Source organism: Massilia rhizosphaerae, from assembly GCF_016093545.1.
GTDB classification, from domain to species: Bacteria; Pseudomonadota; Gammaproteobacteria; order Burkholderiales; family Burkholderiaceae_D; genus Telluria; species Telluria rhizosphaerae.
In genome coordinates this window covers 435,671-450,196 of the sequence record NZ_JADKYX010000004.1, presented here as the reverse complement: position 1 = coordinate 450,196, position 14,526 = coordinate 435,671, and the positions used below count along the sequence as shown (strand labels likewise).

The window sequence follows — 14,526 nt, the reverse complement described above, 5'->3', positions numbered from 1 at the left end:
CGGTCGAAGCTGACACATTGCCAGATCGCGAGCGAAGCATGCCAAACGAAAACGGGATTGCACGAGAGGGTTGCGCCGCGGCGCGGACCGGGGAGGCGCCATGCGCCGCCTGAACGTCCTGACCTGGCACACGCATGGCAGCTACCTGTACTACCTGTCCCATGCGCCGCACGAGTTCCACGTGCTGGCCAAGCCGGGCCGCCCGCCCGGCTACGGCGGCCGCTGCGGCCCCTTCCCGTTCGGCCCGAACGTCCACGACCTCCCGGCCGACCAGGCGCGCACGCGCGAGTTCGACTGCATCCTGTTCCAGGAAGACCATCACTGGGAACGCGACCAGTACGAGCTGCTGACGCCCGCCCAGCGCGCGCTGCCGCGCATCTATCTCGAACACGATCCGCCCGCTCTGCCGGCCGACCGCGACGCGCCGGACGACGGCCGCGCCGCGCCCGGCACGCGCCGCCCCCTGTGGCCGACCGACCTGCGGCACCCGGTCGATGATCCCGCCGTGCTGCTCGTGCACGTCACGCCGTACAACGACCTCATGTGGGACAGCGGCCGCACGCCCACGCGCGTCATCGAGCACGGCGTCGCGGTGCCGGAGGCCGCGCGCTGGCGCGGCGACGTGGAACGGGGCCTCGTGGTCACGAACCACCTGGCGCGGCGCGGCCGGCGCATGGGCGCCGACCTGTACGCACGGCTGCGCACGGCGCTGCCCCTCGATCTCGTCGGCATGGGCGCGACGGAACTGGGCGGGCTGGGCGAGATCGACCATCCGCAACTGCCCGCGTTCGCCGCCGCCTACCGCTTCCTGTTCTCGCCCGTCCGCTATTCCAGCCTCAGCCTGTCCGTGATCGAAGCCATGATGATCGGCATGCCCGTCGTCGCGCTCGCCACGGCCGAAATGGCGACCGTGATCGAGCACGGCGTCTCCGGCTTCGCCATGACGGACACGCGCCAGCTGGCCATCCCCATGCGCGCCCTCCTCGCGGACGCCGCCCTCGCGCGCAGCGTGGGCGACACGGCGCGCCGGCGCGCCCGCGAACGCTTTGCCATCGCCCGCTTCAGCGCCGACTGGGATGCCGCGCTGCGCGCCGTGACGAGCTGATCGATCGCCATGAAACTCGACGACCAGCCGACCGCCGTAACCGGCCCGGACGATCCGGCCGTCCCGGCCGGCCCGCGCCGCATCGCGCTCATCAGCGATCACGCGTCGCCGCTCGCGGCGCCGGGCAGCATCGACTGCGGCGGGCAGAACGTCTACGTCGCCCACCTGGCGCGCGAGCTGGCGCAGGCCGGCCACGCCGTCGACGTCTTCACGCGGCGCGACGCGATCCGGCAGAAGCAACTGGTGCGCTGGCGCGAGAACCTGCGCGTCATCCACGTGCCGGCCGGCCCGGCCCACTACGTCCCCAAGGAGGACATGCTGCCCCACATCCCGTCGTTCTGCCGCTTCACCACCCGCTTCGCCCGCCAGCAGGCCATCCCGTACGACATCGTGCACGCCAACTTCTTCATGTCCGGCATGGTCGCCCGGCACCTCAAGCAGGCGCTGGGCCTGCCGTTCGTGATCACGTTCCACGCGCTGGGCCGCGTGCGCCGCCTCGCCCAGGGCGCGGCCGACGCCTTTCCGCCGGCGCGCACGCGCATCGAGGGCGAGCTGATGCGGCAAGCCGACCGCATCATCGCGGAATGCCCGCAGGACCGGCACGACATGGAGCGCCTGTACGACGCCAGCGGCGCGCGCATCGCGATCGCTCCATGCGGCTTCGATCCGGACGAGCTGTGGCCCATGCCCCGCGCCGAGGCCCGGGCCGCGCTGGCGCTGGCGCCGGAGCGCTTCACCGTGCTGCAGCTGGGCCGCATGGTGCCGCGCAAGGGCGTCGACACGGTGATCGAAGCCATCGCGCAGGTGCGCGCCGCGCACGGCGTGGACGCGGAATTGCTCGTCGTCGGCGGCGACGCGCAGCCGGGCGGACGCGACGGGGCGGAGCTGGCCCGCCTGCACGCCCTCGCGCGCACGCTGGGCATCGCCGCCCACGTGCGTTTCGCGGGCCAGCAGCCGCGCGCGGCGCTGCGGCTCTGGTATGGCGCGGCCGACGTGTTCGTCACGACGCCGTGGTACGAACCCTTCGGCATCACGCCCGTCGAAGCGATGGCCTGCGCCCGGCCCGTCATCGGCGCCGACGTGGGCGGCATCAAGAGCACTGTCGTGGACGGCGCCACCGGCTTCCTCGTGCCCCCGCGCGACCCGCAGGCGCTGGCGGCGCGCCTGGCCCACCTGCAGCGCGACCGGCTGCTCGCGCGCACCATGGGCGAGGCCGGCCTGCGCCGCGCCTACCGCCATTACACGTGGCGCGCGGTCGCCCGGCAAGTGGCGGACATCTATGCCGCCGTCCTCGCCGACGTGCGCGCCCCCATCGACCTGACCCAACCCCAGGAGTGAGCATGCACCATCCCAACGCCACCGACGCACCTCTACGAGGCAAGGTCGCGCTCGTCACGGGCGCCGCCAGCGGCCTCGGCGCCGCCCTCGCCGCCCTGCTGGCCGCCGACGGCTGCGACGTCGTGGCCGCCGACATCCGCGCCGGCGCGCTGCACGCGGCCATGCCGACACTGCAGCTCGACGTCGGCGACCCCGACGCCGCGCGCGCCGCCGTCGAGCACTGCGTGGAAACCATGGGCCGGATCGACATCCTCGTCAACAACGCCGGCACGGACGTCACGCTGCCCGTGTCCGAGCTGTCCGAGCAAGACTGGCTGCGCGTCATCAACACCAACCTGAACGGTCCGTTCCTGCTGGCCAAGCATGCAGCCCTGCACATGCGCCGGCAGGGCGGCGGCGACATCGTCAACGTCGCCTCCACAGCGGCCAAGCGCGCCTGGCCGAACGCCAGCGCCTACCACGCCAGCAAATGGGGCCTGCTGGGGCTGTCGCATGCGCTGCATGCCGAGCTGCGCCCGCAAGGCATCCGCGTCACCGCCGTCGTCGCGGGCGGCATGCGCACGCCGTTCCTGCTCGAACGCTTTCCCGACCTCGACCCGGCCCTGCTGCAGGATCCCGCCAGCGTCGCCCTCGCGATCCGCCACGCGCTGCTGCTGCCGCGCGAGAGCGTGATCGCGGAACTGACCGTCCTGCCCGTGCGGGAAACGTCGTGGCCATGAAAGCCGTGTTCCTCGACAAGGACGGGACGCTCGTGGACGACCTGCCGCACAACGTCGAGCCCGAACGCATCGTCCTGTGCCGCGGGGCCGGTCCCGCGCTGCGTCTGCTGATGCGGCTGGGCTACCGCCTGTTCGTCGTCACCAACCAGCCCGGCATCGCGTTCGGCCGCTTCGCCGCGGCCGCGATGGACGCCGTCAGCACCCGCCTGGGCGAACTGCTGTTGCGCGAACAGCTCACGCTCGACGGCTTTTATTTTTGTCCCCACCACCCGGACGGCACCGTCGCGCCCTGGGCCGCCGCCTGCCACTGCCGCAAGCCGCTGCCGGGCCTGCTGCTGAAGGCGGCGCACGACCACGGCATCGACTTGCGCGCATCGTGGATGGTGGGCGACATCCTGCACGACGTCGAGGCGGGCAACCGGGCCGGCTGCCGCACCATCCTCATCGACAACGGCAACGAGACGGAATGGCGGCTGGGCCCGCGCCGCGTGCCGACGCGCATCGCGCGCGACCTGTACGCGGCCGCCGTGCTGATCGCCAGCCACGGAGACCCGGCATGACCGCCACCTGGCAACGGGCCCGGCGCGTCCTGTGCGTGCGCCTCGACTCGCTCGGCGACGTGCTGATGTGCACCCCGGCCATGCAGGCGCTGCGCCAGGCCGTGCCGGGACGGTCGCTGACCTTGCTGGGCTCGCCGTCCGGCGCCGCCGCGCAACCGTTCATCCCCGAACTGGACGACGCCATCGCGTGGGACGCGCCCTGGACGAAGGCCGCGACCCCGCAGCCGCACCCGACGGGCCCGGCGCTGATCGCCACGCTCTCCGCGCGCGCCTTCGACGCGGCCGTGATCTTCACCACCTACACGCAGAGCGCGCTGCCGGCGGCGCTGCTGTGCCAGCTGGCCGGCATCCCGCTGCGGTTGGCCCATTGCCGCGAGAATCCCTACGATTTGCTGTCCGACTGGATTCCCGAGCCCGAGCCGGCGACCCTCGTGCGCCACGAAGTCCAGCGCCAACTGGCCCTCGTGCAGCGTGTCGGGTGCCGCAAGGCCGAGCCCGGGCTGTCGTTCCAACCCCGTCCGGCCGACTTTGCCGCTGCGCGCATGCGCCTGTCCACGGCCGGCGTCGATCCGGACCGGCCGTGGATCCTGCTGCACCCGGGCGCCAGCGCCGCCTCGCGCCGCTATCCGCCCGCGCAGTGGGCGCACGTGCTGCGCCTGCTGGCGCACGGCCCGCAACTGCCCCTCGTGCTCACGGGCAGCGCGGCGGAAGTCGAGCTCATCGACACCATCCAGTTCGCCAGCGCCGTGCCGGCCGTCTCGCTCGCGGGACGCCTGTCGCTGGGCGAACTGGGCGCGGCGCTGCGGCTGGCGGCCGTCGCCGTCACCAACAACACGGGCCCGGCCCATCTGGCGGCCGCCGTGGGCACACCCATCGTCGACCTGTACGCGCTGACGAATCCGCAGCACACGCCGTGGCACGTGCAGAGCCGCGTCCTGTTCCACGACGTGCCCTGCCGCTTCTGCTACAAGAGCACGTGCCCGCAAGGCCATCAAGCGTGCCTGGCCGGCGTCGCGCCGCAGCAAGTGGCCGATGCCGTGTGCGAGTTGCTCGGGGCGTCCTCGCCATCCGCGCCGGGACGGACGGCCGCAGCGGCGGGCGCATCCGTGCCCACCTGACGGGAGACGCCAGGATGCGGCCATGCCGACCGTTATTCCACCTACCTGCCGGCCATGCGCCGCACGGCGTGTTCCGGTACGGGCTGGGCCGCCACATCGCCCGTCGCGGGCGCGGGCGCGGCCGCGTGCTCGCGCACGAGCGCCTGCAGCGCGTCCCGCTCGACGGTCTCGTGTTCGAGCAATTGCCGCGCCAACGCGTCCAGCAAAGCGCGCTGCTCGCGCAAGGTGGCCAGCACGCGCTGATGGGCGTCGTCGAGCAGCCGCGCGATCTCCCCGTCGATGAGGCGCGCCGTGCGTTCGCTGTACGCCGTGCTTCGCTCCAGCGGCGGATACGGCGCGCTGGCCGTCTGCTCGAACGTCGCCAGGCCGACGCGTTCGCTCATGCCGTATTGCGCGACCATGTGGCGCGCGAGGTCGGTCGCCATCTGCAGATCGTTCTGGGCCCCCGTGGACAGGTCGCCGAACACGAGCTCCTCCGCGACGCGCCCGCCGAGGAACACGTCCATCCGGTCCAGCAATTCGCTCTTCTTCAGCAGATAGCGGTCCTCGGTGGGCAACTGCTGCGTGTAGCCCAGCGCCGCGATGCCGCGCGGGATGATCGAAACCTTGGCCACCCGGTCGGCATGGGCCCGGAACTCCGCCGTCACGGCGTGCCCCGCTTCGTGGAAAGCCACCGTTTCCTTTTCCATCGGATTGATCAGGCGCGAGCGCTTTTCCATGCCCGCGACGACGCGGTCGACGGCCTCGTCGAGATCGCTCCGCTCGACCCGCTCCTTGCCGCGCCGCGCGGCCAGCAGGGCCGCTTCGTTGATCAGGTTGGCGAGGTCGGCGCCGGCCAGGCCGGGTGTCTTGGCCGCCACGGCCGCAAGATCCACGTCGGGCGCCAGCTTGACCTGATGGGCGTGCACTTGCAGGATCTTCTGGCGGCCCTTGAGGTCCGGCCGGTCGAGGGCGATGTGGCGGTCGAAGCGGCCGGGCCGCAGCAGCGCAGGATCGAGGATCTCGGGACGGTTGGTGGCCGCGAGGATGATCACGCCCTTGTTCGTGTCGAAGCCGTCCATCTCGACGAGCAGCTGGTTGAGCGTCTGCTCCTGCTCGTTGTAGCCGCCGACGACGCCCGCCACGCCGCGCGCACGCCCCAGCGCGTCGAGCTCGTCGATGAAGATGATGCAGGGCGCCACTTTCTGCGCCTGCACGAACATGTCGCGCACGCGGGCCGCGCCGACGCCGACGAACATCTCGACGAATTCCGAGCCGCTGATCGAAAAGAACGGCACCCCGGCCTCGCCCGCCACCGCCCTGGCCAGCAAGGTCTTGCCCGTGCCGGGCGGCCCGACGATCAGCACGCCTTTCGGGATGCGTCCGCCGAGGCGCCGGTAGCGTTGCGGGTTCTTGAGGAATTCGACGATCTCCATCAGCTCGTCGCGCGCCTCGTCGATCCCGGCCACGTCGTTGAACGTCACGCCCGTCTTGCTCTGCATATAGACGCGGGCCCGGCTCTTGCCCACGTCAAACAACCCGGCCGCCACGCCGCCCCGCTTGGCGAGCCCGCCCCACATCCAGAACAGCAGCAGCAACGGCAGCGCCCACGCCAGCAAGGTACTCAACCATTCGCTGCGCTGCTGGCCGAAATAGCGCACGTGCGCCGCGTCGAGATCCTTCACGAGGTCGGGGTCGGTCACGCGGACAGTGCTGAATGGACACGTCCCGTCCGCACCGCACTTGATCGACTCCACCCGGTTGCGCGGCAGGACGGCGTCCAGCCCGCCGGACTTGAGGGTGCCGGACACGCTCGTCTCCCCCACCGTGACTTCGTTGACCTTGCCGTCGTGCAGCAGCTGCTTGAATTCGCTGTACGCCAGCGGCGACGACGTCACGAAATCCGTCACCGACTGGAACAGCATGAACAGCACGATGGCAAACAGCCAGTACCACAGCATGGGACGGAACGACGGGTTGCCGTTGTTCGGCGCGTTGTTCGGCGCCTTGTTCGGCGCATCGGCGCCGCGTGGATCGGCGCCGGCCGGCGTATTCCTGCTATCGGACATATCGTTCACGCAACCTCCCCGCGCCGCTCGACCGGCGCGCCGCATCGGACACGCCGCCGGGCATCGGAAGCGCGCCGCTCCCGGTCCACTGTCTGACAGATCACGCTGTGTTGGCTTTGATTTGAATCAAAATCGCGCCCATTCCCGATCCTACGCCACGTGCCGGAACGCGTGCGCTCAAGACGGTCGCTCGAGTTGCGCGAGCCGCGCTTCGCACTCGCGCTGCTCACGCCGGTCGCGACGGTAGGTGTACACGGTATTGGTCAGGCAGGTCAGCACGGCTGTCGCGATGCCGACAGCCGTACCCACGTCCGCCAGGGTCAACGACGCGCCGATCGACGCCATACCGGCGACGTAGCTGGCCACGCCCAAGATACTTGGTCTGCTCATAGCTCCCCCCTTCACAATGCCCGGCAAGTGGCGTAGAGTATAGAACTCTAAACTGATCAACGTCAAGAACACTAAACTCAATTGAGTTTAGAATACTTAACATGAACCCCTTAACCGACCGCCTCGACCACATCTACCGCACCGTGCCGCAACTGGAAGGCGAACGGGGCCAGACCGGCCTCGTCAAAGCTTCGGGCGCCTCGAAGAGCGTCGTGAACCAGTGGCTGACGGGGAAAATCAAGTCGATGGACATCCGCTACGCGCTGAACATCGAGCGCGAACTCGGGTTCTCGCACATCTGGCTGATGACCGGCGAGGGCGATCCGCGCCAGGCCCCGTTTCACCGCCTCAAGGACGGCATGCCGGTGCGCGCGCTCGACAATGACGACGCGGAATTCGTCCAGATCCGCATGGTCAAGCTGCGGCTGTCGGCCGGGATCACCGGTTTCCAGACGGAGCCGGAACGCCGCGACGGCGGCACGCTCGGCATGCGCCGCACCTGGATCGAGCGCCACAACTACCATCCCGACCACCTGATCGCCATCCTCGTCAAGGGCGAAAGCATGGAGCCGTCGCTGTATGCCGGCGACATCGTCATCATCAACACGCTCGACACCAAGCCCGTGGACGGCGCCGTGTATGCGTTCAACTACGAAGGCGAGGCGGTCGTGAAGCGCCTGTCGCGCGACGCCGGCAAATGGTGGCTCACGTCGGACAATCCGGACCAGCGCAAATTCCACCGCAAGCTATGCCAGGGTAACGCGTGCATCGTGCTCGGCCGCGTCGTGCGCAAGGAAAGCGACCGGATATGAAACTCGAGGTCGCCCTCGCCGAGCTGAAAGGCGTGCGCGTGGCGTTGGCCTTCGCGCCGCCGGCCTGGGTCGCGCCGGGCGTCGGCGACGTCCTGCTGGAACGCCTGCGCCCCCACTTCCCCACCCTGCCCGTAATGCTCGTGGCCGTGCACCGGCACGGCGTGCGGGCGCACGCGGCATTCCAGGCCCAGGCGCTCGTCGCCGGCGAGGATGTGGCGCACCTGCCGCGCACCGTGATCGACCTCGACATCGCGCCGGCGCCACCAAACGAGCCGCCGCCCTTCTAGCCGCAAATTCGGGGTCAAATTCGGGGTCAGAGCATCAATTCGGGGTCAGAGCGAATTTCTGATCAATGTCCCGTCTAGCAACAAACCAACCACCGCAACCCGCAAAGCCAACGAGCGAACGGGTTATCCCGTATCTCTCCCCGGCCGCACATTCCCCACGGATCATGCACCAAAAAGTGCTCTGACCCCGAATTCACGAGAAAAAGTGCTCTGACCCCGAATTTCCTGACCCCGAATTTCAGCCGCTGTTGCGCAAGCCGGCCGAGATACCGTTGATCGACATGTGCAGGCCGCTGCGGGTCGCGTCGTCGTCCGTGCCGGCCCGGTAGCGGCGCAGCAGTTCCACCTGCAGGTGGTTCAGCGGGTCGATGTACGGCAGACGATTACGCAACGAACGCTGCATCTGCGGGTTCCCGTCCAGCAGCTCGTCCTGCTCCATGACCCGGCGCAGGATGTCGACCGTGCGCGCATGCTCGGCGCTGATGCGGCCGAAGATGCGGTCGCGCAGCGCCGCGTCGGCCACCAGCTCCGCGTAGCGGCTGGCGATGGCGATGTCGCTCTTCGCCAGCACCATGTCCATGTTCGACAGCAAGGTCGTGAAGAACGGCCACTCCCGGTACATCTTGCGCAGCAGCGCGAGGCGCTCGGCCGGCGCGTCCGCGAGGAAGCGTTCCACGGCCGTGCCGAAACCGTACCAGCCCGGCAGCATCAGGCGGCACTGGGCCCAGCTGAAGACCCAGGGAATCGCGCGCAGGTCCTCGATCGAGCGCGATTTCTTGCGCGACGCCGGACGGCTGCCGATGTTCAGGCCGGCGATTTCCGAGATGACGGTCGACTCCCAGAAATAGGTCTCGAAGCCGTCCGTCTCGTACACGAGCGACCGGTAGGCGGCGAGCGCTTCGGCGGACAGGCGGTCCATTGCGGCCACCTGCTCCGCGTCCGGCTGCGGCTGGGCGTGCGACAGCAGCGTCGCTTCCATCGTCGCGGCGACGAGCACTTCCAGGTTGCGCCGGCCCACGTCGGCATTGGCGTATTTTGCAGTGATGACTTCGCCCTGCTCCGTCAGGCGGATGCGGCCCTGCACGGCGCCCGGCGGCTGCGCCAGGATCGCTTCGTAGCTCGGACCGCCGCCGCGTCCCACCGAACCGCCGCGGCCGTGGAACAGCTGCAGCTTGATGCCGTGTTCGCGGAACACGGCGATCAGTTCCAGCTCCGCCTTGTGCAGCTCCCAGCCGGAGGTCACGTAACCGCCGTCCTTGTTGCTGTCCGAGTAGCCCAGCATGACTTCCTGCAGGCGCTCGCGCGATTGCAGCAGGCGCATGTACAGCGGCAGGCCGAACGCCTCACCCATGATCACGGGACCGGCGCGCAAGTCGTCGATCGTCTCGAACAGCGGGATGATGTTGACGTCGAGCGTGCCCAGCGTCGGGTGCAGCAGACCGGCTTCCTTCAGCAGCACGGCCACTTCCAGCAGGTCGGAGACGGACGCCGCCTTCGAGATGATGTAGTTCGTGACGGCGTCGCGGCCGTACGTCAGGTGCGCGCGCTTCGTCTCGCGCAGGATGGCCAGCTCGGACGCGGTCTCGTCGGAATACGTTTCGAACGGCGAGACGAGCAGCCGCGGCGTCTGCAGCTCTTCCAGCAGAACGGCACGGCGCGCGCCCTCGTCCAGCGCCAGGTAATCGACGCCGGGGCGCGCCTGCGCCAGCAGTTCGGCGACTACGCGCTCGTGCACGTCGGAGTTCTGGCGCAGGTCGACGGGCGCGAGGTGGAAACCGAATACCTTCACGGCGCGCCGCAGCGTGCGCAGGCGGCCGCGCGCGAGCGGGCGGGCGCCGTTGGCGACGAGCGATTCGTGGATGACGTCCAGGTCGGCCAGCAGCTCGGACGCGCTGGCGTAGGCCGCGGGGGCCGGCTCGGCGGCGCCGGCAACGAGCCGGTCGCGCGTCGCCGCGAGGCGCCCGTGCATGCCGTGCAGCGCCTGGCGGTACGGCTCGTCCTGGTGGTGCGGCGAGTTGTCCGGCGTACGTTCGGCGATGCGGCGCAGCGCTTCCGTGCTGCCGCACAGGGACTGCGCCTGCGACAGCTGCGACGCCAGCGTGTGCAGCTCGGGCAGGTAGAAGTCCAGCGCGCGCGTCGATTGCGCCTTGAGCGTGGCGCGCAGGATGTCCGCGGTGACGAACGGGTTGCCGTCACGGTCGCCGCCGATCCAGCTGCCCACTTTCATGAACGACGGCAGCTCCACGTCGGCCCACCCGGCATCGTTCTGCGCCAGCGTGTCCTCGAGGGCGCAGTACAGGCGCGGCAGGCTCCTGAACATCGTGTAGTCGAAGAAAGACAGGCCGTTTTCGACTTCGTCCAGCACCGACAGCTTGGCGGGACGCAGCAAGCGGGTCTGCCACAGCGTCAGGATGGCGCGCGCCAGGGCTTCGTCGTTGTCCTGCTCTTCGTCGGGCGTGAGCTGCGTGCGGTCACGTTCGCCGATCAGGCGCGCGATCGCCATCTGGCAATTGAGGACACTCTTGCGCTGGACTTCGGTCGGATGCGCCGTGAACACGGGGCTGATGTGGGCGTTGTCGAAGAAGGCCGGCAGGTCGTCCATGCGGCCGGCGTCGAACACGCCGCCGACGGCATGCGCGATGCTGCCCTTCTTCGGCGCCGAGCCGGCGGACAGGTGCGCGCGGCTGCGGCGGATGTGGTGCTGGTCTTCGGCGATGTTCGCAAGCAGCGAGAAATAGGTGAAGGCGCGGATCAACTGGGTGCGCTCGTCGGACGAGATGCCGGCGAGGATGGCCGCCAGTTCCTCGTGCGCGCTGCCGTCCTGATCGCGCCGGAAACCGATGGCGCTCTTACGGATCGACTCGATGCGGTCGAACACCCCGTCGCCCTCCTGGGCCCGGATCGTTTCCCCCAGCATGCGGCCCAACTGACGGATGTCCCGTCCCAGCAATTCTTCCTTGAAGTTCCGTGCCTCTTCAACGCTCATTCCAAGCTCTCCAGATCGATGCGCCGTGGTCGACGCAGATGTAAATAATTTACAAAGCAAGCATCGGTCAAACTATGCCGGCGCGCATATATCCTGTATATACGGCCCGGTCCAGGCGTGGCGGCTCGGCATGAGATGCAATGTTATGAAATTTTACTACAAACATTGCTCAGTTCGTTGATGCTGGTTGAAAAAATGCTACACATGGGGAAACGAGACCCTATTCCGGCTCGAACATGGCGATGATCTCGTCGGCCACCGCGCGCACGTGCGGCGCGCGGCGCACGTCGTCGTGCATGACCAGCCAGAGCTTGCGGCGCACCGGACAGGCTGGCGCCAGGACGACCAGTCCGGGCGCGCGCGCCGCCGCGTAACGCGGAAAGACGCCCACGCCGCAGCCGGCGACCGCCGCCTGCAGGAGCGTCAGCAGATCGTTCGAACGCACGCCGTAGCGGCGCGCGCCGCGCAGCTTGTCCAGCCATGCCTGCTGCGGCGCGTCCTCCTGCAATTCGTCGTAACCGAGGAATTCCCATTGCGCGGGCACGCGGCCCGCGACGTAGTCTTCATGCGCATACAAGGCGTAGTCGACGTGCGCCAGCACCTTCGCCACCAGCCCCGGCGACGTCGGACGCGCGAAGCGCAGCGCGATGTCGGCCTGGCGCCGCATCAGGTCCGTCGTGCGCGCTTCGGCACGCAAGTCGATTTCCACGCCGGGCAAACGCGACAGGGGCAAGCGCAAGCGCGGCGCCAGCAAACACGCCGCCAACGCCGGCGGCGCCGAGACCCGCACCACGCCGGCCACCTCGCTCGCACCGCGCGCCACGTTGAGCAGGCCGTGCATGTCCTCTTCCACCTTGCGCGCGTGCGGCACCAGCGCGGTGCCGGCCGCCGTCAGCGACCAGCCCTTGGGAAACCGGTCGAACAGGCGCGCGCCCAGCGCGGTTTCGAGCGCGTCGATGCGGCGCGCCACCGTGGTGTGCTCGACACGCGTCGCGCGCGCGGCGCCCGATAACGTGCCGGCCTCGCACAGCGCGAGGAAAAAGCGGAGGTCGTCCCAGTCAGGTGTCTGCATTGTGCAATTATGCACGGAACAGGTGCGGATTCCGGGAATTCCGTTCAGCCGGTCGCGCCGCTACGCTGACGTTTTCATCGGAAAGGAGAACGACATGAACAAGCACATCGCCACCATGGTGCTGGCCGGCGCCGCCCCCGCCGCACACGCCGCCGTGGCCGACCTGGCGGGCAGCTGGACCCTCGTCGCGGCCGACGTCCAGCGTCCCGACGGCAGCATCGAACGCGATTACGGCGCCGCCCCCAAGGGCCGCCTGTTCATCGACGCGCAGGGACGCTACGCGCTGCAGATCTTCAAGGCCGAGCGCCCGCGCTTCGCGTCCGCGGACAAGGCGGCCGGCACGAGCGACGAATTGCGCGCCGCCGTGCTCGGGTCCAGCACGCACTACGGCACCGTCGCGCTGGAAGACGGCCAGCTGGTGTTCCGCATCGAAGGTGCATCGTTCCCCAACTGGGAAGGCACCGTGCAGCGGCGCAGCTTCGAGCTGCATGGCGACGAACTGCGTTACCGCGTGCCGGCGCGGCCGGACGGCGGGATTCCGATCTCGGTATGGCGGCGCATGCCCTGAGCGCCCCGTCAGGCGACTTCCACGCGGTTGCGGCCGTTCGCCTTTGCGAGGTACAACGCGCCGTCCGCCCGTTTGATCGACGCGCCGAAGTCTTCGTCCGGCTTCAGCGACGTGACGCCGAAGGATGACGTGACGCGCAACCCGTGCGGCCATGCCCGCGCCGCCAGCGCCGCACGGAGCTTTTCCACCATCCTCACGGCATGCGCCACGTCGGTCTCCGGGCACAGGAGCAGGAATTCCTCTCCGCCCCAGCGCACCAGCTTGTCGCTCGAACGCACTTCGCCGCGGATGATGGCGGCGAAGCGCTTCAAGACCTCGTCGCCGGCGTCGTGGCCGTGCTGGTCGTTGACCCGCTTGAAGTGGTCGATATCCATGAACACGACGGCCATCTCCTCGTCGACGTGACCGGCGACGTGCAGCCGCCGCATCAACACTTCCCTGAGGCCCTGGCGGTTCAATGCGCCGGTCAGCGGATCGGTCTGGGCCTGGTTGGCCAGGTCGCGCGCTTCCAGTTCCAGCGCCTTGTTGATGGCGTCCAGCAGTTCCAGGCGCTCATTGCTGGCGGAGAGACTGGAGCGGACGTGGATCAGGCTCAGCGACAGTCCCAGCAAGCCGCATGCGATCCACGCACACACCAGATAGGTCAGCAGCCTGGTATTCGATATCCATTTGCCGCGGAACTCGAGCGACCGCAACTCGATCGTAATCGACTGGCCGGTCGGCACCGATCCCGTCGATATCTCCACCGCCGTGACGTTATCGAGCCGCGGATAGGTTTTGTCCAGCGGGACATTGTATTCCGTGATCCACCAGTCCGCGGTGCGCAGGACGTTGATCGGAATCGTGAAGGTCGTCTGGGCCGGAACGTCGAATTCGACCGAGTCGTACCGCTGCGAATTCCAGTCGCCGACTTTGGAGAATTCCGGTTCAAAATTCGTCAGGTGAAGCCGGATTTTTCTCGGCCCGGTGCCTGAATAACGCATGTCGAACGTCACCGAGTCGAACTGGCTGAGGTCCATCCCTTTGCCGTCCTCCCCCAGGTGGAATTGCAGCTTGCAGAATGGCCACGCAAAGCCGGCGCGCAGCGCGCAGCGCATGACGAGCGCGTCCTTCGTGCGCACGAGCGACGCGACCGACGCGCCGTGCTCGTGACGATCGTCGGCCACGGTGGCGCCATAGGGGTGCCGGGGCGAGATCTCGAAGACACGGGTCATGCCGAGGTGCTGCCAGACCAATAATGTGGGCGTCAAAATCAACAATAATCCAACCAGGGACTGGACTATCGTCATTGCTCGCGCGGGTCGACGGATCATTGACGGATCGCTGATGTATTTATTGGCGATCAATATACTGAAATTGCTGGGCGGCTGCGACAAATTTCCGTGCGACAAATGCCCAAAACGGCCGCCCTCCGCCGTAGAATGTTGCTATATGGACATATTCGTGCAATTATGTCTTTACATATAGTTATTGAGCTGGCTTTGCAGTGCCGATCTCGTCGATCTCGTCGATCTCGTCGATCT

At 68.4% G+C, this 14,526-nt stretch carries 13 protein-coding genes; 8 read left to right on the top strand and 5 right to left on the bottom strand.

Annotated features, from left to right (window positions below; translation table 11 throughout):
- Positions 1-100 precede the first annotated feature (100 nt).
- The 5 genes from ISF28_RS09785 to ISF28_RS09765 are packed head-to-tail and all read left to right on the top strand — an operon-like array spanning position 101 to position 4,840.
- Positions 101-1,105, top strand: coding sequence for a glycosyltransferase (locus ISF28_RS09785; RefSeq protein ID WP_198116961.1), 1,005 nt, complete (start codon positions 101-103; stop codon positions 1,103-1,105).
- A 9-nt stretch (positions 1,106-1,114) separates the two neighbouring features.
- On the top strand, positions 1,115-2,443 hold the full coding sequence (locus tag ISF28_RS09780) for a glycosyltransferase (RefSeq protein ID WP_198116960.1): 1,329 nt from the start codon (positions 1,115-1,117) through the stop codon (positions 2,441-2,443).
- A 2-nt stretch (positions 2,444-2,445) separates the two neighbouring features.
- Positions 2,446-3,162, top strand: a complete 717-nt coding sequence (locus ISF28_RS09775) for an SDR family oxidoreductase (protein ID WP_198116959.1) — start codon at positions 2,446-2,448, stop codon at positions 3,160-3,162.
- Entirely contained in the window at positions 3,153-3,722 is a 570-nt protein-coding gene (locus tag ISF28_RS09770) for a D-glycero-alpha-D-manno-heptose-1,7-bisphosphate 7-phosphatase (protein WP_370663410.1), read from the top strand. The genes ISF28_RS09775 and ISF28_RS09770 overlap by 10 nt, the downstream gene beginning before the upstream one ends.
- Complete coding sequence (locus ISF28_RS09765; RefSeq protein ID WP_198116958.1) at positions 3,719-4,840, top strand: glycosyltransferase family 9 protein; 1,122 nt, start codon at positions 3,719-3,721, stop codon at positions 4,838-4,840. The genes ISF28_RS09770 and ISF28_RS09765 overlap by 4 nt, the downstream gene beginning before the upstream one ends.
- Positions 4,841-4,881: 41 nt before the next feature.
- On the opposite strand, the gene ftsH is transcribed toward ISF28_RS09765, so the two are convergent.
- Together ftsH and ISF28_RS09755 are read right to left on the bottom strand one after the other, a co-directional pair.
- On the bottom strand, positions 4,882-6,780 hold the full coding sequence (gene ftsH / locus ISF28_RS09760; RefSeq protein WP_198117000.1) for an ATP-dependent zinc metalloprotease FtsH: 1,899 nt from the start codon (positions 6,778-6,780) through the stop codon (positions 4,882-4,884).
- 285 nt (positions 6,781-7,065) lie between these two features.
- Positions 7,066-7,254: a holin gene (locus ISF28_RS09755; RefSeq protein WP_370663409.1), complete on the bottom strand. Its 189-nt coding sequence runs from the start codon at positions 7,252-7,254 to the stop codon at positions 7,066-7,068.
- A 125-nt stretch (positions 7,255-7,379) separates the two neighbouring features.
- Between ISF28_RS09755 and ISF28_RS09750 the strand changes: the two genes are divergently transcribed.
- Together ISF28_RS09750 and ISF28_RS09745 are read left to right on the top strand one after the other, a co-directional pair.
- Positions 7,380-8,090, top strand: a complete 711-nt coding sequence (locus ISF28_RS09750) for a LexA family transcriptional regulator (RefSeq protein ID WP_198116957.1) — start codon at positions 7,380-7,382, stop codon at positions 8,088-8,090.
- Positions 8,087-8,377, top strand: coding sequence for a hypothetical protein (locus tag ISF28_RS09745; RefSeq protein WP_198116956.1), 291 nt, complete (start codon positions 8,087-8,089; stop codon positions 8,375-8,377). The genes ISF28_RS09750 and ISF28_RS09745 overlap by 4 nt, the downstream gene beginning before the upstream one ends.
- A 238-nt stretch (positions 8,378-8,615) precedes the next feature.
- On the opposite strand, the gene ppc is transcribed toward ISF28_RS09745, so the two are convergent.
- Together ppc and ISF28_RS09735 are read right to left on the bottom strand one after the other, a co-directional pair.
- Complete coding sequence (ppc, locus tag ISF28_RS09740; RefSeq protein WP_198116955.1) at positions 8,616-11,363, bottom strand: phosphoenolpyruvate carboxylase; 2,748 nt, start codon at positions 11,361-11,363, stop codon at positions 8,616-8,618.
- A gap of 220 nt (positions 11,364-11,583) precedes the next feature.
- Positions 11,584-12,435 (bottom strand): LysR family transcriptional regulator, encoded by an 852-nt coding sequence (locus ISF28_RS09735; protein ID WP_198116954.1) that lies wholly within the window; start codon positions 12,433-12,435, stop codon positions 11,584-11,586.
- A gap of 94 nt (positions 12,436-12,529) precedes the next feature.
- Here ISF28_RS09735 and ISF28_RS09730 point away from each other — a divergent pair, with 94 nt between their 5' ends.
- A complete protein-coding gene (locus tag ISF28_RS09730; protein WP_198116953.1) occupies positions 12,530-13,003 on the top strand; it encodes a lipocalin-like domain-containing protein in 474 nt (157 codons plus the stop codon).
- An 8-nt stretch (positions 13,004-13,011) separates the two neighbouring features.
- Here ISF28_RS09730 and ISF28_RS09725 read toward each other — a convergent pair whose 3' ends face one another.
- The gene (locus ISF28_RS09725) at positions 13,012-14,217 is read right to left on the bottom strand and encodes a GGDEF domain-containing protein (RefSeq protein WP_198116952.1); all 1,206 of its coding nucleotides are present in this window, start codon (positions 14,215-14,217) and stop codon (positions 13,012-13,014) included.
- Positions 14,218-14,526: the final 309 nt, after the last annotated feature.

Excerpts from the sequence above, each read along its gene's own strand:
- ISF28_RS09730 (WP_198116953.1), top strand. The coding sequence starts at position 12,530 with ATGAACAAGCACATCGCCACCATGGTGCTGGCCGGCGCCGCCCCCGCC.
- ISF28_RS09750 (WP_198116957.1), top strand. The coding sequence starts at position 7,380 with ATGAACCCCTTAACCGACCGCCTCGACCACATCTACCGCACCGTGCCG.
- ISF28_RS09780 (WP_198116960.1), top strand. The coding sequence starts at position 1,115 with ATGAAACTCGACGACCAGCCGACCGCCGTAACCGGCCCGGACGATCCG.
- ISF28_RS09735 (WP_198116954.1), bottom strand. The coding sequence starts at position 12,435 with ATGCAGACACCTGACTGGGACGACCTCCGCTTTTTCCTCGCGCTGTGC.
- ppc (WP_198116955.1), bottom strand. The coding sequence starts at position 11,363 with ATGAGCGTTGAAGAGGCACGGAACTTCAAGGAAGAATTGCTGGGACGG.
- ISF28_RS09725 (WP_198116952.1), bottom strand. The coding sequence starts at position 14,217 with ATGACCCGTGTCTTCGAGATCTCGCCCCGGCACCCCTATGGCGCCACC.
- ftsH (WP_198117000.1), bottom strand. The coding sequence starts at position 6,780 with ATGCTGTGGTACTGGCTGTTTGCCATCGTGCTGTTCATGCTGTTCCAG.
- ISF28_RS09775 (WP_198116959.1), top strand. The coding sequence starts at position 2,446 with ATGCACCATCCCAACGCCACCGACGCACCTCTACGAGGCAAGGTCGCG.
- ISF28_RS09765 (WP_198116958.1), top strand. The coding sequence starts at position 3,719 with ATGACCGCCACCTGGCAACGGGCCCGGCGCGTCCTGTGCGTGCGCCTC.
- ISF28_RS09745 (WP_198116956.1), top strand. The coding sequence starts at position 8,087 with ATGAAACTCGAGGTCGCCCTCGCCGAGCTGAAAGGCGTGCGCGTGGCG.
- ISF28_RS09785 (WP_198116961.1), top strand. The coding sequence starts at position 101 with ATGCGCCGCCTGAACGTCCTGACCTGGCACACGCATGGCAGCTACCTG.